Consider the following 23,933-nt stretch of genomic DNA (forward strand, 5'->3'; position numbering starts at 1 on the left):
ACGTGCGCGGTGAGGGCGAGGCTTCGACTGCGCTCAGCCCGAACGGAGGTGTGGAGATCCACCAGCGCCCACCGCCCCCTCCCTCCCTTTGGTTGACGCCCCCGCGACCGCACGCGTAGGCACGCCGCATGCGTTTCTTTTCAGACAATGCCGCGCCGGTGCATCCGGCCCTGTTCGCCGCAATGGCCGACGCCAACACGATGGACACCGCTTATGACGGCGACCGCTGGAGCAAACAGCTCGATGCGCGCTTCTCCGAAGTGTTCGAAACCCAGGTGCGGGCGCTATGGGTCCCCTCGGGCACTGCGGCGAACTGCCTCGCGCTCGCGGCGATGTGCCCGCCACACGGCAGCATCATCTGCCACCGCGACGCGCATATCCAGAACGACGAATGCGGCGCACCCGAATTCTATACGCACGGCGCAAAACTTTTCCTCGCCGACGGCGACGGCGCGAAGCTGACCCCCGAGACGATCTCGGCGGTGCTCGACGCGACCCGCTACGACGTCCATCAGACCCAGCCGCACGCGATCTCGATCACCAATGCGACCGAATATGGCCGGGTCTATTCCCCCGCCGACGTCGCCGCGATCGGCGAGATCGCCAAGTCCCGCAAGCTCGGGCTGCACATGGACGGCGCGCGCTTTGCGAACGCCATCGCATCGTCCGAATGCTCGCTTGCCGACATGACATGGCGCGCGGGCGTCACCGCGCTGAGCTTCGGGTTCATCAAGAACGGCGGGATGAATGCCGAGGCCTTGGTGTTCTTCGATACCGACTTGGCGGACGCGACGCTGTACCGCCGCAAGCGCGCGGGCATGTTGCTGTGCAAAGGCCGCTATCTCGCCGCGCAGCTGCTCGCGATGCTCGAGGGCGATTTGTGGCTCGATCTCGCGCGCAACGCCAATGCGGGCGCGGCGCTGCTCGCACAGGGTGCGGGCGACCGGCTGATCCACCCGACCGAAGCGAACGAGGTGTTCATCCGCGTCACCGCGGAAGAAGCCGCAAAGCTGCGCGCGCTCGGGTTCGATTTCTACGATTGGGGCCCCGGCGAAGCGCGACTGGTCGTTTCGTGGGACCAGCAGCCGGAGGACATCCGCCCGCTCGCCGACGCGATCGCGGCGCTTTGAGTTCCGCGCCCCCCGGCGCCTGGCCACCCCGGTCGAGCCAGCTCGCGATCCTGATCCCGTTCGGGATCGTCACGCTGATCTGGGGCTCGACCTGGCTCGTCATCCGCGGGCAATTGGGGGTCGTGCCGGCGAGCTGGTCGGTAACGTATCGCTTCCTCGTCGCGGGCATCGTGATGGCGGGCTATGCGGCGGCGCGCGGTGAACGGCTCAAGCTGGATGCGCGCGGCTGGCGTTTCGCGATCCTGCTCGGGCTCGCGCAATTCACCCTCAACTTCAATTTCGTCTACCGCGCGGAGATGTATATCACCTCGGGGCTGGTGGCGGTGGTGTTCGCGCTGATGCTGCTTCCCAATGCGGTGTTCGGGCGGATCTTCCTCGGCCAGAAGCTCGGGCGGCAGCTCGTCGTCGGGATGGGCGTCGCGATGGCGGGGGTGGCGCTGCTGTTCCTGCGCGAGATGCGGGTCGACCCGCACGGGCCGACGCAGGTGCTGACCGGGATCGGCTTCACCGTCCTCGCGATCTTCTCGGCGTCGAGCGCAAACGTGATGCAGGGCACACAGACCGCCCGCGCCTATCCGATGATCCCGATGCTCGCGGTCGCGATGCTGCTCGGCGCGCTGTTCGACGGCGCGTTCGCCTGGATCACCACCGGCCCGCCGGTGTTCGAGCCGACGCTCGCCTATGTCGCGGCGACGCTGTACCTCGGCGTGTTCGCTTCGGCGGTGGCGTTCCCGCTCTATTTCGGCGTGCTGCGCGTGATCGGGCCTGCCAAGGCGGCTTATTCGGGGGTGCTCGTACCCGTCATCGCGATGTGCCTGTCGACGCTGTTCGAGGGCTATCGCTGGTCGGCGCTCGCGGCGGCTGGCGCGGCGCTGGTGATCGGCGGGCTCGTCATCGCGCTCAAGGCCCGCAGACCCGCGCGATAATCGGGGTAGCGCGGGCTCCAGTACAGCATACGCTTCGCCTTGCCGTTGGCGATGCGGCGGTTCTCGGCGTAAAACCCCTGCGCCATCGGTGACAGGGTTTCGAGTGCGACGAACGGCGGTGGTTCCATCCCGAGCAGACGGGCCGCGAAGGCGACGACGTCGTTGGGGCTCGCGGGGAGCTCGTCTGCCAGATTATACGCGCCCGCAGGGCCGTTCATTCCGGCGATCACGCCCGATACGATATCCTCGACATGGCAGCGGCTGAACACCTGTCCGGGCACGTCAACGCGGTGCGAAGCCCCCTTTGCCACGCGGTCGAGCGGCGAGCGGCCGGGCCCGTAGATGCCCGGCAAGCGGAACACATGCGCGCCTGAGGCAAGCCATGCCGCATCCGCCTCCGCCCGCGCGCTGCGGCGACCGGTGCCGGTCGGCGCGGTCTCATCGACCCAGGCGCCGCCGACGTCGCCATAGACGCCGGTCGAGGACAGATAGCCGCGCCATGCGTCCGCGCGGAGCAGGTCCGCGCCATAGGTCCTGAGCACCGGGTCAGCTTCGTCCGCCGGGGGAACCGACGACAGGATGTGGGTCGCCACCGCGATCTCGCGCCGGACCGCGTCGGTATCGTCGAACCGGATCGTCCCAGCGCGCCCGTCCCGGCTGGTGCCGACGACGCGCCAGCCGTCACCGCGGAGCCGATCGGCAAGCGCCTGCGCGGTGTAACCCAGTCCGAAAATCAACAAGCGCATGAGGACGTCTTTCGTGGGGTAGCGGAAGGTGGCGCGGTAGCCCGAACCCCACAGACGCGCCAACCCTAGCGATAGATCCAGTGCCACACCCCCGCCGCGATCCCGGCAAGCGGCAAATGCGCCCAGGTCGCGACGAGCCAGATCACCACGCCGCCCGCGATGTCGTGCGGACGGAACCCGCCCAATTTCGCGCGACGCTGTGTGATCGCAACGAACGGCCAGTAACTCGTCTTCCGCTCCCAGTCGCGCCACAGCTCGGGCTGGAGCGCCTCCTTCTTGCGATCCTGGAGTGCCGCACCGACCAGCGACAGAATGATGATCGCGACCGCAACGATGATGTTCGCCGCGATCGGATAGACCGCGATGTGGCACAGCCCCCACAAAGCGAACGCCCACATCATCGGGTGCCGCGTGATGCTGAACACGCCGCGCGCCGTGGCGGGCGCGGCGGTGGACGGGTTGCCGGGCAACGCCGGATTGCCGAGCAGCGATCCCATCAACAGGATGCTCGCCACCAGCATCACCAGCGTCACCGGTCCCCAGATCCCCTCGCCCACCGCCCATAACGACGCGGTGGCGGGCGCGGTCTGGTAACTATGCGCGAGCCACCCAAGCGTGGCGAAGGCGACCAGCGAGTAGATCCCGAGAAACCCGTTCGCGCCGACCGCCTTGACGATCGGCGCGCGCAGCGGATGCGACAGCAGGAAGTGCGAGCCGACGAACGCGACCGCGCTCACGAGAACCATTTCCGTGCCGTCCATGCGTCTACCCCCCGGTTATTTGACTCCGTGCATCCACTTCTTGAGCGGCCACGACAGCGCTAGCAATACCACGCCCAGCACGATCGCGACCTGTGCAATCGTCGTGAACGTGCCGGTATAAGTATCGAGGCTGACCTTGAGGTTGGTGACCTGCCCGCCGACCGTGTCGACGCTCGCGAACTGCGCTACGATCCCCGCGACATATTGCGCGCAACTGATCGACAGGAACCACACGCCCATCATCAGCCCGACGATCCGCGCGATCGACAGCTTGGTGATCATCGACAGCCCGACCGGCGAGATGCACAGTTCAGCGAGCGAGTGGATCAGATACAGACCCGCGAGCCACCAGACACCGACCTGGAACCCCGGCCCGGCGTAACCAGCCCCCAGCACCAGGAACAGGAACCCCAGCCCGACGCCGATCAGCGCGATCCCGAACTTGACCGGGATCGACGGCTCGATCCCGCGCTTGGCAAGCGCGGTCCACAGGATGCTCATGATCGGCGCAAAGGTGACGATGAAGAAAGCGTTGAAGAACTGCGTCTGCGGCGCGGAAATCGCGAAATTGCCGAACAGCCGCAAATCGGTGTTGCGATCGGCGAACAGCGTCAGCGACGATCCGGCCTGTTCGAACAACGTCCAGAACACGACGTTGAAGACGATCAGCACCATCGCAGCGAGCATCATCTGGAACTCGCGCCGGTCCCCGATCACGAACGACCAGATCAGGATCGCGGGAATCCCGATCAGGAAGGTGCCGAACAGCAATTTGCCCATCAGCGACAACGACGCGAGATAGCCGACGAAGCCCGACCCCGGTACCGGCGGCTCCGCGTTCATCAGGTTGACGAACAGGAAATACAGCACCGGCACCGCGATCAGCGCGCCAATGAAGATCGGGATCGTGCGGTCCGGCCCGGTGCGGACCGGAGGTTCGCCGTACCCGTTGAGCTTGCCGCCATCGAACTGGATCAGCGTGAACGAGATCAACATGCCGATCGCCGCGAGCCCGAAGCCCGCCCACCAGCCGAACGTCGCCGCAAGGATCGGGCACAGGATCTGCGACCCGAGCGACCCGACGTTGATCCCCATGTAGAAGATCGTGAACCCGGAATCGCGTCGTCGGTCGCCCTGCGCGTAGAGTTCGCCGACCATGGTCGAGATGTTGGGCTTGAAGAAACCGTTGCCGACCGAGACGAGGCTGAGCGCGATCAGCATGATCGTGACGAACAGCGGGCTGCGCTCGGCATCCGACTTGAAACCGTCCTTGACGATCGTCCGTGCGGTGCTGCCGTCGGCGCTGAGCAGCGAGACGGTGCCGTCGTCATTGCCCTTCACCTGCAGGCGCTGGCCCTGGTCGGTGATGAAGCGTTGCTCGGTCCCGGCGTTGGTTTCGACCGTGACGTTGTAGCGTTGCCCGTCGATCGTCGCGAACGGCACCGCGGTCTGCCCGCCGAAGCAGAGCGTGAAATAGCCGACTGCCATCATGATCGCGCCGAACTTCACCGAGCGCTTCGAGCCGAGATACTGGTCCGCGAGATAGCCGCCGACGAGCGGGGTCAGATAGACCAACGCGGTGAACCCGCCGTAGAGCCCGGTCGCGGCGCGATCGCCGAACACGAAATGCTTGGTGAGATACAGCGTGAGCAACGCGCGCATGCCGTAATAGCCGAAGCGCTCCCACATTTCGGTGGTGAACATCCGGGCGAGCTGGCGCGGATGCCCGAACCACGTCTCGCCCGCTGCCGGATTGACATGGGAAATATCCGGCTCGCGCGGAGTATCCGCGGTCGGGGTGTCCACCATGTACAAACTCCTGAAAATGTCGTGGCGCCGGCGATTGTGGCGCGTTTGGTTGCGGGCGAGACTAACGTCAATCGCAGGTGTGTAAATATGCGGCGTACCGCGTTAAGGGCAAAGCATGTTCAATGATCGCACAACTCCGCTTTCGCTCCTCGCCACCCGCCGCTCGGGCAAGCCGCGCGACCTGGTCGCGCCGGGGCCAGATGCCGCCGAACTCGAGACGATCCTGACGATCGCCGCACGCACCCCCGATCACGGCAAGCTTGCGCCGTGGCGGTTCGTGGTGGTGGGCTCCGAGCACCGCGCGGCGTTGGCGGACGTCATCACAACGGCCTATCGCGCGGAACGCCCGCAGGCTGGCGCGACCGAGATCGCGTCGCTGGTGCAATTCGCCGAACAGGCCCCGACGTTGGTGGTCGTGCTGTCGTCGCCCAAGACCGAAAGCCACATTCCGTTGTGGGAGCAGGAAATGTCAGCGGGCGCCGCTTGCATGAATTTGCTGCATGCCGCGCACGCGCTTGGCTATGCCGGCGGATGGCTGACCGGCTGGCCGAGTTATTCGAGCGCGGTCCGCGATGCGTTCGGCGCGGATCCGGAACGGATCGCCGGGTTCATGTTCCTCGGAACGCCGTCACGGCAACTAGACGAACGCCCACGTCCCATTTTGGAAAACATTGTTACAAAGTGGAAGCCATAAAAGACTGGACATAGCACAGCAATGCGCTGTATTATATCAGCATGACAGCCCTGAACAGCGAAGACTCGCCCGTCTACATCAAGCTGCGCGGCACGATTTCCGCGGCGATCCTGCGCGGACAGTTTCGCGCGGGGGACCAGCTTCCCTCGGTCCGCGCGCTGGCTGCCGAACATGGCGCCAACCCGCTGACCGTCGCCAAGGCGTATCAGAGCTTCCAGGACGACGGCTATGTCGAGGTTCGCCGCGGGGTCGGGATGTTCGTGCTGCCGGGTGCTGCAGAGAAGCTGCGCACCGCCGAACGCACGCATTTCCTCGAGACGAGCTGGCCGCGGATCGCCGCGCATATCGATCTGCTTGGGCTCGACGTCTCAGACCTGCTGGAGCGCGAGCAGGCGTAACGGGACGGTCTGCGCGGACAGGCTCCCCTACCCCGCCACCACTCCCAGCGCCACAACTTCCTCCGCCGACAGCGTGATCCCGAACATCATGCTCAGCCGCAACCGGTACACGCGTGGATCGGTGATCACCGCGCTCGTCTCATCCCCGCCCGCGCGGCGCTTGTAGGTCGTATCGGTCAGCGAGGCGAAGCCGTTGGGCAGAACGATGCTGACGATCCCTGCGTGCAGAAACCGGCTGGCCGGTGCGGTCGAGGTCCAGCGATTGCTGAGCGCAAGATCGGCATCGAACACCGGGCGTGTGTCGAAACTGTACTGCGGCTGGAACCCGGTCCCCGTCCCGCGCCCGTCAGTGGTCGTCAGATCGCCGTCGCGCAGCAGCATCCAGCCATGGTCACCCGCGCGATCGAGCCGGAACAGCGCGCCATCGGGCGCGGTCACTTGCGCGCCGTCGATCAGCGGCATCGGCGGGGTATAGCTGCCGCCGAAGCCCGGATCGGCGATCCACTGTTCCTCGCCGAGCGTCACCAGGCTGAACGTATGCGTCAGCGGCGGCACGTCGGTGGCGCCAATCCAGACCCGCGCCAGCAAAGGCCGCGCCGCGAACCCGAGCGCGTGGAGCGCATCGAGAAACAGCCGGTTATGCTCGAAGCAATAACCGCCCCGTCCCGCGGTGACGAGCTTGGCGAACACGCTCGCGCTGTCGATCGCGATCCCGCGGCCGAGCAGTATGTCGAGATTCTCGAACGGAATCGCCAGCCGGTGCGCGCGTTGCAACACGCCGAGCCCAAGATGGTCGACCGAGGGCCGTGCGGGGAGGTGAACGCGGGCGAAATAGGCGTCGAGATCGAACACGGCGTCGCTCATGCCGCGAACGCCTCGGGCGCGATCGAATAGAGCACGCTCGCATCCGCCATCGCGGCGGCCTTCAATCCCATCGCCTCGGGGACGATCTGCGCGACGTAGAAGCGCGCCGCGGCGACCTTCATGCCGAGGAAGTCGCGGTCGCCCTCGGCGTCCGCGGCGATCCGCCCCTGCCGCTCCATCAGCCAGCCGCACACCGCGACCGACAGCATCGTCAGGAACGGATAGCTCGCCGCGAGCTTGTCGTCGGCGTCGAGCGTGGCCAGCCGCCGCCCGACCTCGTCGCACGCGTCGATCAGCGCGTTGAGCCCGCTGTCCTGCGCCTCGGCGCGCATGTCGGCGATGAGGCGGGCGAAGACGCCGCCATTGTCCATCGAAAGCTTGCGCCCGACTAGATCGGCGGCCTGGATCCCGTTGGTGCCCTCGTAGATCGGGGTGATGCGCGCATCGCGGAAAAACTGCGCCGCGCCGGTTTCCTCGACATAGCCCATCCCGCCGTGGATCTGGATGCCGAGGCTCGCGACCTCGTTGCCGAGATCGGTGCCGTGCGCCTTGGCGAGCGGGGTCAGGATATCGAGCCGCTCCTGCCCGCCCGCTTCGCCAAGCGTCGCGCGATCGACCTGCGACGCGGCGTAATAGACCAAAGCACGCGCCGCCTGCGTCTGCGCCTTCATGCGGAGCAACATGCGGCGGACGTCGGGATGCTCGACGATGCGGACGGGCGCAGCATTGCCCGACCCCGCGCGCGCCGACTGCACCCGGTCGAGCGCATAGCCGACCGCCGCCTGCGTCGCTGCCTCGGCGACCTGAACGCCCTGGAGCCCCACGTTGAGGCGCGCGTTGTTCATCATCGTGAACATCGCGCGGATGCCGCCAAACTCCGCACCGATCAGCTCGCCGACGCAATCGTCCTGGTCGCCGAAGCTCAGCACGCAGGTCGGGGAGGCGTGGAGGCCCATTTTGTGCTCGATCGAGACGACGCGGACGTCGTTGAAATCGCCCGGCTTGCCGTCCGCATCGAGGCGATATTTGGGGACCAGGAACAACGAGATGCCCTTGGTCCCGGAGGGCGCACCGGGAGTGCGTGCGAGGACGAGGTGGACGATGTTGGGCGCCATGTCATGGTCGCCGAACGAGATGTAGATCTTGGTGCCCTTGATCAGGAACGTCCCGTCGCCCCGCGGGGTGGCGGTGGTGCGGAGTGCCCCCACGTCCGACCCGGCCTGCGGCTCGGTCAGGTTCATCGTGCCGGTCCACTCACCAGTCGCGAGGTGCGGGAGGTACAGCGCCTGCTGTTCGGGCGAACCGTGGTGCGCGAGCGCCTCGATCGCGCCCACCGTCAGCGTCGGCGCGAGCGCGAAGCCCATGTTCGCCGCGCCGAGCGTATCGAGCACCGCGGTCTGGATCGCGAAGGGGAGCCCCTGCCCGCCGAATTCTTCCGGCACGCCGATCGTGCCCCAGCCGCCCTCGACGTAGTCGTGATACGCCTTGATGAAGCCATCGGGCATGACGACCCCTTCCGGCGTCCATTTCGCGCCGACCGTGTCGCCGGTGCGCAGCAATGGCGCCCATTCACCCACCGCCAACTGCCCGACGCCCTCGAGCACCGCATCGACGACATCGTCGCTGGCGGCGGCGAAGCGTTCGGTCGCGGCGAGATCGGCAATCCCGACGATATGGTCGAGCACGAAACGCTGGTCGGCGGTGGCTGGAGTGAACACGGGCGGCATCCTCTTATCGCGCAGGTTTGTGGCGGCTATAGCGCCGCATGATGACCGCGCCAAACCCGCCGCTGCAGACGCGAACCTTACCCTACGGTGCCGTAGCGATCGCCGAGGCCGCCGCGTTGATTCGTGCCGGGCAACCCGTCGCGATCCCGACCGAGACGGTTTACGGACTCGCCGCCAACGCGACCGACTCGGGGGCGGTCGCGCGGATCTATGCGGCCAAGGGGCGGCCGAGTTTCAACCCGCTGATCGTCCATGTGCTCGATCTTGCGGCGGCGGAGCGGATCGCGGTATTCGATGCGACCGCGCGCGCGCTGGCGGCGGCATTCTGGCCGGGGCCGCTGACCTTGGTGCTGCCGCTACGCCCCGACGCGGGGATAGCGTCGCTGGTGACGGCAGGATTGGACACGATCGCGATCCGCGTGCCTGCGCACCGTGCGATGCGTGCGCTGATCGCCGCCGCCGGCGTGCCGCTTGCCGCACCCTCGGCCAACGCGAGTGGGGCGATCAGCCCGACGCGCGCGGCGCATGTGGTGGCATCGCTCGGCGGGCGGATTGCGCTGGTGGTCGACGATGGCGCGACCGCGGCTGGCGTCGAGTCGACCATCGTCGCCGGATTAGAAGTCTTGCGACCCGGGCCGGTGACGGCGGAGGATCTGGCGCGGTTCGGAAACCTCGCCGCCCCTCCGCTTGGCAAGCGGGAAGAGGACGGAGCGGCAGCGATCGTTACCGCGCCGGGCCAGCTTGCCAGCCATTATGCGCCGCGCAAGCCGCTCCGGTTGAACGCTACCGAAGCGGCGGAAGACGAGTATCTCATCGGGTTCGGTGCCGTCGCGGGGGCACGCGACCCTGTCGACGCAGGGCGATCTGACAGAAGCCGCAGCCAGGCTGTTCGATGCATTGCACCAGGCCGACGCTTCAGACCGGTCCCGAATCGCGATCGCGCCGATCCCGCAAACCGGCATCGGCGCGGCGATCAACGATCGCCTGCGCCGCGCCGCCCACCGAGACTAGGCCGCGACCGTCTTCGACCGCGCGGCGAAGCTCTTGCGCAGCTTCGCCAGCTTGGGCGGGATCACCGCCATGCAGTACGGATTGCGCTGGCCTTCGCTGTCCCAATAATCCTGGTGATAGTCCTCGGCGTCATACCACTCCGTCAGCGGTTCGATCGTCGTGACGATCGGCGCGGGCCAGTCCTTCGCGGCACGTTCCATCGCCGCGCGGGCTTCGTCGGCCTGCTCGTCCGAATGCGGGAAGATCGCCGAGCGATATTGCGTGCCGACGTCATTGCCCTGGCGGTTGAGCGTCGTCGGATCATGCGTCGCGAAGAACATGTCGAGGATGTCGCCATAGCGGACCTGATCGCTGTCGAAGGTGACGCGGATCGCCTCGGCATGGCCGGTATCGCCGCCGCACACCTGCTTGTAGGTCGGGTTGGGGACGCGGCCACCGATATACCCGCTCTCGACGCTCTCGACGCCGATCACGTCCTTGAACACCGCCTCGGTGCACCAGAAACATCCGCCCGCCAGCGTTGCGACTTCGCTTGTCATCATTCGCTCCTTGTTTAGGGCTTTAAGATAGGTACGGGCGGGAAAGACAAAAGGGGAATGGCGATGCTCGACGGATCAGTGCTCGTTACGGGGGGCGCCGGCTATATCGGCAGCCATGCCGTCCTGGCCCTGCTCGACGCCGGGCATCGCGTCGTGGTCTACGACAATCTGACGACCGGGTTCGACTGGCTGGTCGACCCGCGTGCGACTCTCGTGCGCGGCGAGATCGAGGACGATACGCTGGTCCGCGCGACGATGCGCGATCACGGCGTCCGCGCGGTAATGCACTTCGCCGGGTCGATCATCGTGCCCGAATCGGTCAGCGATCCGCTCAAATATTACCGCAACAACACGGTCGCCAGCCGCGCGCTGATCGAGAGCGCGGTCGTATCGGGGGTGAAGCACTTCATCTTCTCCTCGACCGCCGCGACCTATGGCACGCCCGAGCGCGTGCCGGTGGCGGAAGGCGATCCGACCATGCCGATCAACCCGTACGGCACGTCCAAGCTGATGACCGAGGCGATGCTGCGCGACGTCGCGGCGGCGCATCCGATCAATTACGCGGCGCTGCGCTATTTCAACGTCGCGGGCGCGGACCCCGAGGGCCGGAGCGGCCAGTCCACGGTCGGCGCGACCCACCTCATCAAGATCGCGGTCGAGGCGGCGCTCGGCAAGCGCGCGACGGTCGGCGTCTATGGCACCGATTATGCGACGCCCGACGGCACCGGGGTGCGCGACTATATCCACGTCAGCGATCTCGCGGCGGCGCACGTTGCGGCGCTCGACGTACTGATCGCCGAGCCGACCCGCAGCCACACGCTCAACGCGGGCTATGGCAAGGGCTTTTCCGTGCTCGAAGTGTTGAACGCGGTCGACCGCGTGACCAACCGCAAGCTCGACCGCGTGATCGAAGGACGCCGCGCGGGCGATGCGGGGGAGCTGGTCGCGGACAATCGCGCGATTCTGGCGACGCTCGACTGGACCCCCAAGCGCGCCGACCTCGACCTGATCGTCCGCGACGCGCTCGCGTGGGAGCGCAAGCTGAGCGACCGGGAGTAAGAACCACGCCCGTCACCCCGGGACGCGCCCGGGGTGACAGTGCGCTCAGATCGTCTTGCTGATCCCGAACAGGAACCCGCGGCGCGCGCCGAATTGCGGCGCCCCGACCCCGACCCCGGACCCGTCGCGGATCTGATAGACATGGTCGCCGACGTTGATGATGTCCGCGCGGATCTCGATCCCCGGCCCGGCGAAATTGTGGCTCGCGGTCAGGTTGAACACCGCATAGGGCGGGAAGCTTGCCGCCGTTCGGAACGTCGCCGTCGCGGCGCAGCCCCGAGCCGTAGATCATCGACCCGCCAAAGCGCGAATCGCGCAGGAAGCCCTGCTCGACCCGGTACGATGCGCCTGCCGATCCGGTCCACGTCTGGTCATGATCGAGATAGATCGAGTTGGTCGTGATATACGCCAGGTCGGCCGGGTCGATGTTGAACTGCGACGAGACGATGTTGCGGCCCTGCGCCTTGGCATAAGCGATGTTGCCGTACAGCGAGAGACCGTGCGCTGAGTAGCTGACGTTCCCCTCGACGCCCTTGATCGTGCCTCGCGCGTAGTTGAACGGCGTCAGGATGATCGGCGCGCCGAACTGCCCCTCGTCGAGCAGATTGTGCGATTTGCGATAGTATGCGTCGAGACCGACCGTGACGGCGGGGGTCAGCTTCCACTGGCCGCCGACGTCGAAATAGTCCTGCTTCTCGGCATAAGGCGTCGTCGCGAGCGGCGGATTGACGCCGTCGTCGCCGGGCGCCTGCGCGCTCGTGCCGCGGTACAGCAGCACGCTGGTGGTCGCGACGTTGGTGAACGGCGGCGGCGAGAAATAGCGCGAATAGCCGGCGTGGAGCGCCAGCCCCGCGAGCGGGGTCAACACCGCGTTGACGCGCGGCGAGAAGGCGCTTTCGGACCGATAGCCGTTATAGGCATCGAACCGGCCGCCGAAGTTGACGACCAGCGGATCGGCGATCTTCCATTCGTCCTGCAGATACGCGCTGTAGGTCATCTCGGTCGCGGCGCCGTTGTCGATCACCGTGTCGGGCTCACCAAGCTGCGCGCCGGTCGAATCGAGCCGGAACAGCGCCGTCGACGTGCGGCTGTTGCTACGATCGCGCGAGATGATGACGCCGCCGCGCAGCGTATGCGCCGGACTCAGCCGATACGCGCCCTCGACTTGCCCGCCGAAGGTGAAATCGCGCTTGAACGCGCGCTGCGCCAAGCCGTTGAACAGCAGCTCACCGACCACGTCGGGCGTGTAGCGCAACGCCGAGTACCGCGCGAACAGCGACGCCTGCAGCGTCAGCGGACCCGCATCGTGCAACAGGCTGGCGAGCGCGAACGCGGTCTGCTCGTGCTGGCGCTCGTCGAGGTCGTCGCTCAGGAAGTCACTGACGCCGCCGACGCTGTAGCCCTTGTCGGGGCGCAGCCCGCGCGGGTTGGGAATCTGATAGCTCTGGTCGGCATAGCCGCCGATCAGCGAGACGCGGTTGTTCGCATCCAGCGTGTGATCGAGATAGACGAAGCCCTGATATTGATCGGTCTTGTCGTGGAGCGGGGTCCGCCCCGAATCGACCGGGTCGATCCCGTTGTTGCTGTGCTTGTAGCTGCCGGTGACGAAGTAATTCGTCTGCCCGGTCGACCCGCCATATTCAATGCTCGGCTGGATCGTGTCGTTGGTCCCGCCATAGATTTGCGCGACGCCGCTATTGTCGAAATGGTTCTTGGTCGTGATGTCGATGATGCCGGCGGTGCGCAGGCCGTATTGCGCGGGCAGCGCGCCGGTGCGCAGGTCGAACCGCTCGACGATGCGCGGGGAAAGCGTCTGGCCGAACACCGAGACGCCTTCGGGCAGGATCGTGCCGTTGATGCGATATTGCAGGTTGTTGTGGTCGTCGCGGACGTGGAACTGGCCGCCGCCATCCTGCACGACGCCCGGCAATTGCAGCAGGATCTGGTTGAGCGGCAAATTGTCGCCGCCGGGCAGCGCCTTGATCTGCGCGCTGGTGATCGAATAGGTCGTCGCGCCCAGGCTCGGCTGGATCGACGCGCGCGCCGCATCGAGGCGCCCGGTCACGATGATGTCAGGACCCGCGGACTTGGTCGCGCCGGTTTGCCCGGAAACGTCGCCGGCAGACTCGGCGGTCGCCGGCGTCACCGTGGGGGCGGGCTCGGCGGCGAAGGCGGCAACGGGAAGAACCAGGGACGCAGCGACGCTGCTCAACAGGAGATTTCGGAGCATTGGGGAGACGGCCTTTTCTAAGCACTTGGTCCTGTGCAGTGGCGACCCGTACATGTGATGAGATAAAGTATCAAGACCAGCACATCGTCTCCCGGAACGATTTGGTCCTGACCCTTTGTCACGGGCCTTCCGGGATGCTGCCGCCAGTATCCTTGCCCCGTGATGAACGGACCCCGTGATGAACGGACGGTACGGTGCGTGGTTCAGCGCGTCCCGCGCCACGTCACGATCGCGGCAAGCGCAACCGACGCCGCGATCGCGACGATGGTCTCGCTGATCGAGTGGCTGTTCCACGCCCACAGCTCCAGCCCGGCATAGCCCGGCATGTTCGCCCGGCGACCGCCGCCGAACTGTTCGATCCACTGATATTCGCGCTGGGTGATCTCGCGCATCACGCACACCGCGCTGCCTGCGAAACAGCCGATCCACACCGACGCGCGCGTCGGTGCCCCGAGCGCGCGGCCGATCCCCCAACACGCGAGCTGGATGCCGATTGCGACGGGAACATGCGCAAACATGCCGAATCAACGCCTGCCGGGACCGCGCGGCTGCGTCAGGACCGGGGTTCGAGCCCGGCCTGCTTGACCAGCGCGTCGATCCCGACGAGCTGCTCGAGCAACGCCTCGAGCTTGTCCAAAGGCCAGCTATTGGGGCCATCCGACAGCGCCTGATCGGGATCCGGATGCGATTCGACGAACAGCCCCGAAATCCCCGCCGCCACCGCCGCACGCGCCAGCACCGGCACGAACTCACGCTGACCGCCAGACCGATCGCCCTGCCCGCCCGGCAATTGCACCGAATGCGTCGCGTCGAACACCACCGGGCACCCGGTATCGCGCATGATCGCAAGGCTGCGCATGTCGGAGACGAGATTGTTATAGCCGAAGCTCGCGCCGCGTTCGCACATCATGAAATTGTCGGTCGGCACACCGGCCGCCGCCGCCGCCGCGCGCGCCTTGTCGGCAACGTGCCGCATGTCGCCGGGGGCGAGGAACTGCCCCTTCTTGATGTTGACCGGCTTGCCGCACGCCGCGACCGCCGCGATGAAATCGGTCTGCCGCGCGAGGAACGCGGGGGTCTGCAACACGTCGACCACGTCCGCGACCATCTTGACCTGATCTTCGCTATGGACGTCGGTCAGGATCGGCAGGCCGGTTTCGGCGCGGACCTTCTCCAGGATGCGGAGACCTTCCTCGATCCCGGGGCCGCGGAACGACGCGCCCGAACTGCGGTTCGCCTTGTCGAACGAGCTTTTGTAGATCAGCAGGACCCCCAGCCGGTCCGCGATCGCGCGAAGCTGCGTTGCGGTAGAAAGCGCAAACGATTCGCTTTCGATGACGCACGGGCCGACGATGAAGAAGAGCGGCTCGGTCGGACCGATTTCCCGTCCACACAGACGCATTACGCTTTTTCCCTTGCCATGTGGGGAGCCTATCTCTCTACCACGGCACCTTGCCGCAGTGCGGCGATCTGTGCCGTCGTTTGGCTGGAAGTCAACGCGATAACACTTTAGTTGTAGGCCGACTCTTACCGTGTCGCCTGGAACTGCGAGGAACATATGCACGCAACCGCCGCTAAGGTCTTGGACGATTCGGGGCTGTTGTCCGCGCTTCGCACGACGCGGATCGAGATGGATGCGCTTCAGTCGCTTTCCGAAGCGCTGCGGGTGGCCCCACTGCGCGACAGTTTCCTGGAAGCCGTCGCAGCGCTTACCAGGCTTTCCGGTCGCCTGATCGTTACCGGCGTCGGCAAGAGCGGGCTGGTCGGTCGCAAGATCGCCGCGACGATGGCGTCCACCGGGACCCCGGCACTGTTCCTGCATTCCAGCGAGGCGAGCCACGGCGACCTCGGGATGATCAGCGTCGGTGACGTCGTGATGGCGCTGAGCTGGTCGGGCGAAACCGCCGAACTCGGCGCGATCATCACCTACTGCCGTCGATTCGGCGTCAAGCTGATCGTCGCGACCGCACACCCGGAGAGCACCGCCGGGCGCGCCGCCGATATCTGCCTCGCGCTCCCGAAAGTGCGCGAGGCGTGCCCGAACGAACTCGCGCCGACCTCGTCGACCGTCGTCCAGTCGGTGCTGGGCGATGCGCTCGCGGTCGCGCTGACCGAGCAACGCGGCTTCTCGCGGTCGGACTTCTTCGTCTTCCACCCGGGCGGGCGGCTCGGCGCGCAACTGACCACCGTCGCGCAATTGATGGCCGAAACCAGCGAGGTCCCCATGGTCCGCCTGACCGCGACGCTGCTGGACGCGACGATGGAAATGAGCCGCAAGCGCTACGGCTGCACCGCGGTGGTCGACACGCAGGATCGTCTGGTCGGCGTCTTCACCGACGGCGATCTTCGACGGTCTTTCGCGAGCGAGCGGCTCGGCGACAATATCGGCGAACACATGACGCCGACGCCGATCACCGTCACGCCCGATACGCTGACATCGGACGCGCTGCGGATCCTCAACGACAATGCCGTTTCGGTGCTGTTCGTCTGTGAGGATTCGCGGCTGGTCGGCGTGATTCACCTCCACGACATCCTGCGGGCAGGCGTTGTCTGAGACCCCCGCCGACCTGGCCGCCGACCTGCCCTCCGACCTGATCGTCGTTCCGGCCCGGTTCGGGTCGAGCCGCCTTCCGGGCAAACCCTTGATCGACATCGCCGGGCGGACGCTGCTGTCGCGCGTCGTCGCGATCGCGCGGGAAGGCGCGGCGCGCGCGGGGAACGTCGACGTCGTCGTCGCGACCGACGATCCGCGCATCCTCGACCACGCGCAAAGCCTCGGCTGCGCGGCGGTGATGACCGATCCGGCGATTTCCTCGGGCTCGGGCCGGGCCTGGGCGGTCGCGCGCGACCGCGCCGTCGCCCCGCCGATCATCGTCAACCTTCAGGGGGACGCACCGTTCGTCCAGCCTGCGCTGATCGAGGCGCTGATCGCGGCCTTGCGCGGATCGTCCTGTTCGGTCGCCACCCCGGTGGTCCAGCTTCCCTGGCCAGCGCTCGATGCGATGCGCCAGCACAAGGCAGCGTCGCCGTTCAGCGGCACCACCTGCGCGCGTGGCGCCGACGGACGCGCCTTGTGGTTCTCGAAGGCGGTCATCCCCGCGATCCGCGACGAAGCGCGATTGCGCGACACCGCGCCGCTGTCGCCGGTGTTCCGCCACATCGGGCTGTACGCCTATCGTTTCGACGCGCTGCGGCGGTTCGAGGCGACGCCGCCGACGCAATACGAGCAACTCGAAGGGCTCGAGCAACTCCGCTTCCTCGAGACGGGGGAGGCGATCCTGACCGTGGCGGCGGAGGCGATGCCGCACACCATGTCGGGGATCGACACGCCCGCCGACCTCGCACTGGCCGAGCGGCTGATCGCAGAGCATGGCGAACCGCAGCTTTCATGGGTCTGAGCGTCTTCATCGTCCGGCACGGCAACACTTTCGCAGCCGGAGAACCCGCGCGCCGGATCGGCGCGGCGACCGATCTCGCGCTCGTCGAGAGCGGCGTCGCGCAGGCCGAGGCGCTGGGTCTCGCGTTCGCGCGCGGGGGAATCGGCTTCGATCGCGCGCTGGCCGCGCCGCTGCTGCGGACACGATCGACGATCGGCGGAATTCTGGCGCAACAGCCCGCTGCGCTGCTGGTGGAGCCGGCGGACTGGCTGATCGAAATCGACCACGGGCCCGACGAAGCCAGACTGGAGTCCGAGGTGATCGACCGGATCGGCGAGCCTGCACTGGCGCGCTGGGACCATGCGGCGGAGGCGCCCGACGGCTGGATCGTCGATGCGGAGCGCCGGATCGCGGGATGGCGCGACCTGTTCGCCACCGCTGAGGGCCATGTTCTGATCGTGACGAGCAATGGCGCGGCACGGTTCGCGCTGCTGGCCGATCCGGCGCTTCAGCACCAGGCGGCTTCGCTGCCGTCGCTCAAGCTGCGGACCGGCGCGTACGGCGTGATCGAACGCGACACGGACGGCCTTCGGCTGGCCGCTTGGGACGTGCGTCCATGACCACTCCCGCATTGCCCCCATTGCTGCGGGCGCCGCCCTTCCCCGGCGATACCGTGACGGTCACGCAGGAGGGCACGGCGCCGTCCCCGGACCTCGACGCCGATACGACCGACCGCCTGTTCGCGGAGATCCGCGCCGCGCGGGTCGGCGGATGTTTCTGGGGTACGCCAGCGCCGGCCCCGATCGCGGTCGTCCTGCGGACCCGCGAACCGCGCGAAGACTTGGCGGCCCGGGCGCTGCTCCCCGCCGCCGACCGCGCGGCCGCGCAACGGGTCGCGGTGACCGCCCGTCGCGGCACGGTGCCGATCGATCCCTGGTCGCTCTTGACTGGCATGACCGCACTGGTCGCGCACGGCGACGACGACTGGGTCGCGCTGGCCGCCGTTGCCGACGTGCGGGTCCATCTCCTGTCGGCGGGACGATTCGGCGTGCCCGGCGACGATGCCGACACGCTGCGCCGGACCGTCGCCCGGCATTTGGTGCAGACCCGCTACCGCGATCCGTTCACGGGCGAGCCGAGCGATCTGACCGCGACCGTCGCGACGCTTCGCGATTGGCGGCTGACGTTCGCGGGGAACCGAAATATCGTCGCAGGATGCGGTTTTTCGTGGTGGAAACGGCATGAGATTGCGCGATTCCTGTACACACCTGAACACGATCTGCGCTTTTTCCGGTCCGAACGGCGGGCACTTGCCTATGCTGCGCGCGTCGGCGGGGCAGTTGCGATATGGCCCTCGCGGGTGTCCGCCGCAATGGTGGCGCAGGCTGCGGCGGATGCGATTCCGCTCGTCCGGGTCGAGGACGGGTTCGTCCGGTCGGTCGGACTTGGCAGTAATCTCGTTCCACCCTCGTCGGTTGCGGTCGACTGGCGCGGGATTCACTACGACCCGAGCCGCGCGAGCGATCTCGAAACCCTGCTCGCCACCGCCGACTTCCCCCCCGAGATGCTCGCCCGCGCAGCCCGCTTACGCGACACGATCCTGGCGGCGGGCATCAGCAAATATGGCAGCGATACAGTGCATTGCTTCCCGCCCCGCCAACCCGAACGCCGCCTGGTGCTCGTCCCCGGCCAGGTCGAGGACGACATGTCGGTGCGGCTCGGCGGGGATGGCCTCGCCAGCAACCTCGAACTCCTCCGCCGCACGCGCGAGCGCGAGCCCGACGCCGAAATCTGGTTCCGCCCGCACCCCGACGTCACCGCGGGCCACCGCGTCGGCGCGGTCTCGGAGGCAGATGCGCTACGCTATGCCGACCGCGTCGTCGTGGGCGGGGGGATGGCACCGCTGCTCGATCTCGTCGACGGCGTCCACGTGCTCACCTCGCTGACCGGGTTCGAGGCGTTGCTGCGCGGCCGCGACGTCACCTGCCACGGAACGCCCTTCTACGCCGGCTGGGGTGTCACCCGCGACCTCGGCCATGTCCCCGATCGCCGGGGGCGACCGCTGAGCGTGCTCGACCTGATCGCCGCGGTGCTGATCGCCTATCCGCGCTACCTAGACCCGGCGACGAGCCTGCCCTGTTCGCCTGAAGTCCTGATCGGGCGGATGGGCCAAGGCGCCACGCACAACCGGCTCGGCTGGGTCAGCCGGTTGCGCCAGGTGCAAGGTCGCCTGATGGGAGCCAAGACGTCGTGACGAATCGCGTGATCCTCGATCTCTCGCGCCTGATCTCGCGCGCGCGCCACCACACCCCCTCGGGGGTCGACCGAGTCGAGATGGCTTATGCGCGAGGCTTGTCCGCATCGCTCGGAGACCGGCTCGATTTCGCCGCGGTGCATCCGCTCGCCGGCTACGGGCGGCTGTCGACGCAGACCGCGCTGCGCTATCTCGACTTGCTCGAACGACGGTGGGATTCGGAAGGCGGCGGAGTCGAGCAGCGCTCGCTGCGCGAGACCGTGCCGCTGTTGATGACGCTGCTGCCCAAGCCGGGGCGCCCGACGCCCGGCAGCGTTTATGTCCAGGCCTCACCGCACCACCTCACGCGCCCGGCGCTGGTCCAGCGGATCCTCGCGCGCGAACAGGCGCGGTTCCTGTGCCTGGTGCATGATCTTATTCCGATCGAATATCCCGAATATGCGCGCCCTGACGGCGCACGCCTGCATCAGCGCCGGATCGAGACGATCGCCGCGCATGCCGATGGCGTGATCGTCAATTCAGCCGCAACAGGTGTCTCGATGCGTCCCTGGATCGAGCGGACCGGACGCGACGTCACGATCCATGTCGCGCTGCTCGGCACCCAGGTCATGCCGACGCCGACCACGCCGTTACCGGTCCCGGAGGTTCCCTATTTCCTGTGCGTCGGCACGATCGAGCCGCGCAAGAACCATCTCCTGCTGCTCAACCTGTGGCGGACCTTCGCCGAGACGTTGCCGCAGGCCGCGATCCCGCGGCTCGTCATCGTCGGTCGGCGGGGATGGGAAAACGAGCAGGTCATCGACATGCTGGAACGCTGTCCGGCGCTGCGTGGCCATGTCGAGGAGCGCAACGGCTGTTCGGACCAGCACCTCGATGCGTTGCTGCGCGGCGCGCGTGCGCTGGTGCTGCCGTCCTTTGCGGAAGGGTATGGCATGCCGGTCTCGGAAGCGCTCGCCGTGGGAACGCCGGTCATTTGCAGCGACTTGCCGGCATTGCGCGAAGCCGGCGATACCGTCCCAGATTTCCTGGATCCACTTGATGGTCCGGCTTGGCGGAACACCATCCTGGACCATTTCCAAGATGGGCCGGTCCGCGCTGCGCAACTGGAACGCCTGCCCACGTATCGTGCGCCGACCTGGGAGCAGCATATCGCGATCGTCAACGCCGCGATCGGCGCCCTGCACCGCTGATCTGCCGCCTTTAGAGCGGGACCGGCAGTCTTGCTGGACTAGGCGCGTGTCTTCTTCTGGATATACGTCCCGAACATCCGGTCCCACACGATCGCGGTGATCGCGAAGTTGCCTTCTTCCTTGGCATGATGATGCCGGATGTGATGCTTGCGCAAGGCGCTCAGGATCTTCCCGCGCATCGGGAGCTGATGGCACGCATAGTGCGTCACGTCATAGACCACATAGCCAATCCCGAAGCCCAGAAAGAGCACCGAACCCGGTTTGCCGATCAGTTCGACGAACAGCAGCCAGACCGCGCACGAAATCACCACGCTGACGAGCGGCGGCATGATGTTGCGATACGGATCCCCAGGCATGGAATGGTGATTGCCATGCGCGATGAAGATCAGCTTCTGTCCCCATTCCGACTTGAACTTCAGGTGGAAAATGAAGCGGTGCATGACATATTCGAACAGCGTCCAGATCAGCACGCCCCCCGCGACAAGCGCAAGTGACACACCCATGCTCGTCACGCCCCAGCTCGCGTAGACCGCGACGCCGAGGAAGATCGTCCATGTCACCGCAAACGCCGCCGGCGAAATCACGGTGAAACGCTCAAGGAAATCGTTCTTGAAAAGCCGAATGCGGGGAACATCGGACCTGTAATTCGTCATCGGCAGGCCTCGCAAAGTCCCAGTCCAGTTCGCAGATTTGGAGAAAGCTATGGTCAGACCGAGCCCCCTTCTGTCAACCCGCAAAGCGGCAAGATGCTGCGATGCACCGATCAGGACAGGGAGTGTGTTCCATGTGTCACTTACGGCGGTAGAAGCGAAGCATGAACAAATCGTCACTGGATTGCATCCTCATCACCGGGGCGTCGGGCGGCCTGGGGGCAGAACTGGCGCAATCCTATGCCATGTCTGGCCGGACGCTTCTCCTGTGGGGGCGTGACCGTACGAGATTGGAGAGCGTCGCAACGCGATGTCGCGCCGCCGGTGCCGAAGTCCGGGTGCGACAGCTAGACCTGACGGATATTTCCGCCGCGATCGCCGCGGTTGAGGACGAGGACGATACCGGGGCCATTACGCTCGCGCTTTTGGTCGCAGGGACGGGCGAGGTGCGCGCTAGCGGCGACGTGGTGGAGGACGCGGCGCAAGTCGCGCGTCTGGGACTTGTCAATTATGTAGCGCCTGCCGCGATGGCAGCTGTGCTCGCGCGACGCATGGCCCACCGACGCAAAGGAGGAATCGTGCTTGTCGGATCCGCCGCGGCGTTTCATTCCCTGCCGTTTGCCACTGGCTATGCAGGGTCGAAGGCCGGGCTTTTGCGCTTCGGCGACGCCTTGCGGCTGAGTGTCCGCAAGCATGGCGTCCGCGTCACCGTCGTGTCCCCCGGGTTCATCAATACCGCCGCGGAACGCGGAAACATTGGTCCACGGCCGTTTCAGGTCGAGCCGACCGATGCCGCAGCACGAATCGCGGCAGCGGCGGAACGCGGCGTTCGCCACGCAATCTTCCCATGGCCGTTCCGCGTGTTGCGCTGGTTCGATCGGATGCTGCCGTCGACGTGGCGGGACCGGCTGCTCTTGGCGCTTACCCCACGCGAGCGCTAGTCGCTTAGGGTGTCACGACGCAGTGCACGATCCGGTGATGCAATTCGGCCGGCGTAAGGTCGACGGGATCCCCCCCGCCCGAAACGACGGCGCCGTCCGCACTGAAGCGCAGCATCACATAGGGCGTATGCCGCGCACCCCCAGGGGCGGTAACGCCCGGGATGCTGGGCCGGTGATCCCCGAAGAACACGAGCAGCGCAGGGCGCCCGGCTTGCGCGAAATACGCCATTAGGTCGCCCAGCATCGCATCGCTGCTCCGGACGTGGCGAAGATACGCGTCGCGCCGCCCGGCAGCGTCGCGCGCGGCATCGCTGTCCCACGGGCCGTGGTTTTCCATCGTGACGGTGTAGATTATCGTCGGCTCCGCCGCCGCTTCGAGCATTGCGATCACCGATGATCCGAGCGTTCGATCATCGACATAGCGCCCCGCACCTTCGTCTCGCGCTGCGATACCCTCTTCGCCGATCATCGCGTCGAAGCCAACTTGTGGCATCAACCGATCGCGGCTGTAAAAGCGCAGATCGTGCGGATGGACGAACACGCTACGATAACCCGCGCCACCCAGCCGCGCCGCCAAGGCATAGGACGCCTCCCCCGCCGCGGTCAGGAAGGGGTCGTACCGTCGGAAACCGAGTGCTTCCTCGCTGCGACCGAACAACACGCCATATTCGGTCCGCATCGTATAGGCGCCAAAGCCGCTGACATCGAGCGTCCCCCATTGCCACGCCGCCGCCCGTGCCGCGTCCAGCCCGGGAAGCGAATCACGCGGATCGTGCGTGATCTCAAGAGGATCACAGAAGGATTCGCACTGCACGATCACGACCAGTTCGGGCATCGCGGCTGTGTCGCGTCGACGTTCGCCCTCGCACGGTTGCGGATCCGGCGACTCACGCCAGCGCCACCAGTAGAGCAGCAGCGTGGCGACCATGCCCAATCGCCTGAAATCACCTTCGAGATTGGGGGTCCGCGCAAGGCGATCAAGCGCGCGGCTGCGCAATACACCGGCAAGCGCCAGTCCGCTGCCCAGCACAAGCGCGGCTCCGGTCAGGTGCGGCTGCACCGCGAAGGAGGATAGCAGGACCATCGCGATCACCGCCGCCCCAGCGCCGATCGCGAGGATCCAACGTTGCGTCGGCGAGAGCGCCGAGAAATAGAACCGAGGGTGCCGCACGACGCCGGCTAGCAGCGCAAGATCCGAAAACACCAGAGGCTCGCCCAGCATTTGGCGTTTCGCATTCGACGCGACCATGAACAGCCCGGCGAGGGCTGCCCCGACCAGTGCCGCAATCACCGCGTTTCCGGTGCCCGCCAAGATTAGCCCGAATACGCCCATCATGACGAGCGCATGAAGTGCCACGCCGCGCCAGTCTCGCAACACGCCAGCCCGCGGCCGCGCGGCTGAGTCGAACAGCGTCGAAAAGAACAGCATTGTCAGTAATGGGATCACACCGTTCGCCACAGAATGGGTTGCGTCCCCGCCGCGCCAAGACGCCGCGGTCGGTCCGGCGTCAGAGAAACGCGCTCGCCTATAGCCAGCAGGCGCGACGCTGTCACTTCCCCGGACGAGCCGCACCACTACCTTGGAAAATGACGTTGCCAGTTCTATGGATAGACCAAGCCAATGCGA

At 66.6% G+C, this 23,933-nt stretch carries 21 protein-coding genes and 2 pseudogenes; 12 read left to right on the forward strand and 11 right to left on the reverse strand.

Going from position 1 to position 23,933, the window contains the following annotated elements; all coding sequences use genetic code 11:
* Positions 1-128 precede the first annotated feature (128 nt).
* Positions 129-1,130: a threonine aldolase family protein gene (locus ABIC16_RS00080; RefSeq protein WP_354289596.1), complete on the forward strand. Its 1,002-nt coding sequence runs from the start codon at positions 129-131 to the stop codon at positions 1,128-1,130.
* Entirely contained in the window at positions 1,127-2,056 is a 930-nt protein-coding gene (locus ABIC16_RS00085) for a DMT family transporter (protein WP_354289597.1), read from the forward strand. The genes ABIC16_RS00080 and ABIC16_RS00085 overlap by 4 nt, the downstream gene beginning before the upstream one ends.
* Here ABIC16_RS00085 and ABIC16_RS00090 read toward each other — a convergent pair.
* From ABIC16_RS00090 to ABIC16_RS00100, 3 genes are all read right to left on the reverse strand, one after another.
* Positions 1,966-2,802 (reverse strand): Rossmann-fold NAD(P)-binding domain-containing protein, encoded by an 837-nt coding sequence (locus ABIC16_RS00090; protein ID WP_354289598.1) that lies wholly within the window; start codon positions 2,800-2,802, stop codon positions 1,966-1,968. The genes ABIC16_RS00085 and ABIC16_RS00090 overlap by 91 nt on opposite strands.
* A gap of 65 nt (positions 2,803-2,867) precedes the next feature.
* Positions 2,868-3,563 carry an NnrU family protein gene (locus ABIC16_RS00095; RefSeq protein WP_354289599.1) on the reverse strand — a complete coding sequence of 232 codons (696 nt, stop codon included), beginning with the start codon at positions 3,561-3,563 and terminating at the stop codon, positions 2,868-2,870.
* Between the two features lie 15 nt (positions 3,564-3,578).
* The gene (locus ABIC16_RS00100; RefSeq protein ID WP_354289600.1) at positions 3,579-5,372 is read right to left on the reverse strand and encodes a peptide MFS transporter; all 1,794 of its coding nucleotides are present in this window, start codon (positions 5,370-5,372) and stop codon (positions 3,579-3,581) included.
* Between the two features lie 115 nt (positions 5,373-5,487).
* On the opposite strand from ABIC16_RS00100, the gene ABIC16_RS00105 reads away from it, so the two are divergent.
* Together ABIC16_RS00105 and ABIC16_RS00110 are read left to right on the forward strand one after the other, a co-directional pair.
* Complete coding sequence (locus ABIC16_RS00105) at positions 5,488-6,066, forward strand: nitroreductase family protein (RefSeq protein WP_354289601.1); 579 nt, start codon at positions 5,488-5,490, stop codon at positions 6,064-6,066.
* 41 nt (positions 6,067-6,107) lie between these two features.
* Entirely contained in the window at positions 6,108-6,464 is a 357-nt protein-coding gene (locus tag ABIC16_RS00110) for a GntR family transcriptional regulator (protein WP_354289602.1), read from the forward strand.
* 27 nt (positions 6,465-6,491) lie between these two features.
* Here the strand turns inward: ABIC16_RS00110 and ABIC16_RS00115 are convergent, their stop codons facing one another.
* The gene (locus tag ABIC16_RS00115) at positions 6,492-7,328 is read right to left on the reverse strand and encodes an arylamine N-acetyltransferase family protein (protein ID WP_354289603.1); all 837 of its coding nucleotides are present in this window, start codon (positions 7,326-7,328) and stop codon (positions 6,492-6,494) included.
* Complete coding sequence (locus tag ABIC16_RS00120; protein WP_354289604.1) at positions 7,325-9,055, reverse strand: acyl-CoA dehydrogenase family protein; 1,731 nt, start codon at positions 9,053-9,055, stop codon at positions 7,325-7,327. The genes ABIC16_RS00115 and ABIC16_RS00120 overlap by 4 nt, the downstream gene beginning before the upstream one ends.
* A 38-nt stretch (positions 9,056-9,093) precedes the next feature.
* Here ABIC16_RS00120 and ABIC16_RS00125 point away from each other — a divergent pair.
* Positions 9,094-10,066: pseudogene (locus ABIC16_RS00125) on the forward strand (L-threonylcarbamoyladenylate synthase).
* Here the strand turns inward: ABIC16_RS00125 and msrA are convergent.
* On the reverse strand, positions 10,063-10,605 hold the full coding sequence (gene msrA, locus ABIC16_RS00130; protein WP_354289605.1) for a peptide-methionine (S)-S-oxide reductase MsrA: 543 nt from the start codon (positions 10,603-10,605) through the stop codon (positions 10,063-10,065). The pseudogene ABIC16_RS00125 and the gene msrA sit on opposite strands and share 4 nt — an antisense overlap.
* A gap of 63 nt (positions 10,606-10,668) precedes the next feature.
* Here msrA and galE point away from each other — a divergent pair, with 63 nt between their 5' ends.
* Entirely contained in the window at positions 10,669-11,664 is a 996-nt protein-coding gene (galE, locus tag ABIC16_RS00135) for a UDP-glucose 4-epimerase GalE (RefSeq protein ID WP_354289606.1), read from the forward strand.
* Between the two features lie 45 nt (positions 11,665-11,709).
* Here the strand turns inward: galE and ABIC16_RS00140 are convergent.
* From ABIC16_RS00140 to kdsA, 3 genes and pseudogenes are all read right to left on the reverse strand, one after another.
* Positions 11,710-13,894 (reverse strand): annotated as a pseudogene (locus tag ABIC16_RS00140) (TonB-dependent receptor).
* Positions 13,895-14,097: 203 nt separating this feature from the next.
* Positions 14,098-14,412: a hypothetical protein gene (locus ABIC16_RS00145; RefSeq protein WP_354289607.1), complete on the reverse strand. Its 315-nt coding sequence runs from the start codon at positions 14,410-14,412 to the stop codon at positions 14,098-14,100.
* Between the two features lie 35 nt (positions 14,413-14,447).
* On the reverse strand, positions 14,448-15,296 hold the full coding sequence (gene kdsA / locus ABIC16_RS00150) for a 3-deoxy-8-phosphooctulonate synthase (RefSeq protein ID WP_277968861.1): 849 nt from the start codon (positions 15,294-15,296) through the stop codon (positions 14,448-14,450).
* A gap of 156 nt (positions 15,297-15,452) precedes the next feature.
* Here kdsA and ABIC16_RS00155 point away from each other — a divergent pair, with 156 nt between their 5' ends.
* From ABIC16_RS00155 to ABIC16_RS00175, 5 genes are read left to right on the forward strand one after another with little or no spacing between them, the layout of a single operon-like run.
* Positions 15,453-16,448, forward strand: coding sequence for a KpsF/GutQ family sugar-phosphate isomerase (locus ABIC16_RS00155; protein ID WP_354289608.1), 996 nt, complete (start codon positions 15,453-15,455; stop codon positions 16,446-16,448).
* Positions 16,441-17,292, forward strand: a complete 852-nt coding sequence (locus ABIC16_RS00160; RefSeq protein WP_354289609.1) for a 3-deoxy-manno-octulosonate cytidylyltransferase — start codon at positions 16,441-16,443, stop codon at positions 17,290-17,292. The genes ABIC16_RS00155 and ABIC16_RS00160 overlap by 8 nt, the downstream gene beginning before the upstream one ends.
* On the forward strand, positions 17,283-17,891 hold the full coding sequence (locus tag ABIC16_RS00165) for a histidine phosphatase family protein (RefSeq protein ID WP_354289610.1): 609 nt from the start codon (positions 17,283-17,285) through the stop codon (positions 17,889-17,891). Before ABIC16_RS00160 ends, ABIC16_RS00165 begins: the two co-directional genes overlap by 10 nt.
* The gene (locus ABIC16_RS00170) at positions 17,888-19,525 is read left to right on the forward strand and encodes a capsular polysaccharide export protein, LipB/KpsS family (protein ID WP_354289611.1); all 1,638 of its coding nucleotides are present in this window, start codon (positions 17,888-17,890) and stop codon (positions 19,523-19,525) included. Before ABIC16_RS00165 ends, ABIC16_RS00170 begins: the two co-directional genes overlap by 4 nt.
* On the forward strand, positions 19,522-20,715 hold the full coding sequence (locus tag ABIC16_RS00175; RefSeq protein ID WP_354289612.1) for a glycosyltransferase family 4 protein: 1,194 nt from the start codon (positions 19,522-19,524) through the stop codon (positions 20,713-20,715). The genes ABIC16_RS00170 and ABIC16_RS00175 overlap by 4 nt, the downstream gene beginning before the upstream one ends.
* A 38-nt stretch (positions 20,716-20,753) precedes the next feature.
* On the opposite strand, the gene ABIC16_RS00180 is transcribed toward ABIC16_RS00175, so the two are convergent.
* The gene (locus tag ABIC16_RS00180; RefSeq protein WP_354289613.1) at positions 20,754-21,368 is read right to left on the reverse strand and encodes a sterol desaturase family protein; all 615 of its coding nucleotides are present in this window, start codon (positions 21,366-21,368) and stop codon (positions 20,754-20,756) included.
* A gap of 161 nt (positions 21,369-21,529) precedes the next feature.
* Here ABIC16_RS00180 and ABIC16_RS00185 point away from each other — a divergent pair, with 161 nt between their 5' ends.
* Entirely contained in the window at positions 21,530-22,306 is a 777-nt protein-coding gene (locus ABIC16_RS00185; RefSeq protein WP_354289614.1) for an SDR family NAD(P)-dependent oxidoreductase, read from the forward strand.
* Between the two features lie 4 nt (positions 22,307-22,310).
* On the opposite strand, the gene ABIC16_RS00190 is transcribed toward ABIC16_RS00185, so the two are convergent.
* Positions 22,311-23,735: an LTA synthase family protein gene (locus ABIC16_RS00190; protein WP_354289615.1), complete on the reverse strand. Its 1,425-nt coding sequence runs from the start codon at positions 23,733-23,735 to the stop codon at positions 22,311-22,313.
* Positions 23,736-23,933: the final 198 nt, after the last annotated feature.

It is taken from the genome of Sphingomonas sp. PvP055, from assembly GCF_040546365.1.
GTDB classification, from domain to species: domain Bacteria; phylum Pseudomonadota; class Alphaproteobacteria; order Sphingomonadales; family Sphingomonadaceae; genus Sphingomonas; species Sphingomonas echinoides_A.

Coding starts and splice junctions, on each gene's coding strand:
- ABIC16_RS00080 (WP_354289596.1), top strand. CDS start 129: ATGCGTTTCTTTTCAGACAATGCCGCGCCGGTGCATCCGGCCCTGTTC.
- ABIC16_RS00090 (WP_354289598.1), bottom strand. CDS start 2,802: ATGCGCTTGTTGATTTTCGGACTGGGTTACACCGCGCAGGCGCTTGCC.
- ABIC16_RS00095 (WP_354289599.1), bottom strand. CDS start 3,563: ATGGACGGCACGGAAATGGTTCTCGTGAGCGCGGTCGCGTTCGTCGGC.
- ABIC16_RS00100 (WP_354289600.1), bottom strand. CDS start 5,372: ATGGTGGACACCCCGACCGCGGATACTCCGCGCGAGCCGGATATTTCC.
- ABIC16_RS00105 (WP_354289601.1), top strand. CDS start 5,488: ATGTTCAATGATCGCACAACTCCGCTTTCGCTCCTCGCCACCCGCCGC.
- ABIC16_RS00110 (WP_354289602.1), top strand. CDS start 6,108: ATGACAGCCCTGAACAGCGAAGACTCGCCCGTCTACATCAAGCTGCGC.
- ABIC16_RS00115 (WP_354289603.1), bottom strand. CDS start 7,328: ATGAGCGACGCCGTGTTCGATCTCGACGCCTATTTCGCCCGCGTTCAC.
- ABIC16_RS00120 (WP_354289604.1), bottom strand. CDS start 9,055: ATGCCGCCCGTGTTCACTCCAGCCACCGCCGACCAGCGTTTCGTGCTC.
- msrA (WP_354289605.1), bottom strand. CDS start 10,605: ATGACAAGCGAAGTCGCAACGCTGGCGGGCGGATGTTTCTGGTGCACC.
- galE (WP_354289606.1), top strand. CDS start 10,669: ATGCTCGACGGATCAGTGCTCGTTACGGGGGGCGCCGGCTATATCGGC.
- ABIC16_RS00145 (WP_354289607.1), bottom strand. CDS start 14,412: ATGTTTGCGCATGTTCCCGTCGCAATCGGCATCCAGCTCGCGTGTTGG.
- kdsA (WP_277968861.1), bottom strand. CDS start 15,296: ATGCGTCTGTGTGGACGGGAAATCGGTCCGACCGAGCCGCTCTTCTTC.
- ABIC16_RS00155 (WP_354289608.1), top strand. CDS start 15,453: ATGCACGCAACCGCCGCTAAGGTCTTGGACGATTCGGGGCTGTTGTCC.
- ABIC16_RS00165 (WP_354289610.1), top strand. CDS start 17,283: ATGGGTCTGAGCGTCTTCATCGTCCGGCACGGCAACACTTTCGCAGCC.
- ABIC16_RS00170 (WP_354289611.1), top strand. CDS start 17,888: ATGACCACTCCCGCATTGCCCCCATTGCTGCGGGCGCCGCCCTTCCCC.
- ABIC16_RS00180 (WP_354289613.1), bottom strand. CDS start 21,368: ATGACGAATTACAGGTCCGATGTTCCCCGCATTCGGCTTTTCAAGAAC.
- ABIC16_RS00185 (WP_354289614.1), top strand. CDS start 21,530: ATGAACAAATCGTCACTGGATTGCATCCTCATCACCGGGGCGTCGGGC.
- ABIC16_RS00190 (WP_354289615.1), bottom strand. CDS start 23,735: ATGCTGTTCTTTTCGACGCTGTTCGACTCAGCCGCGCGGCCGCGGGCT.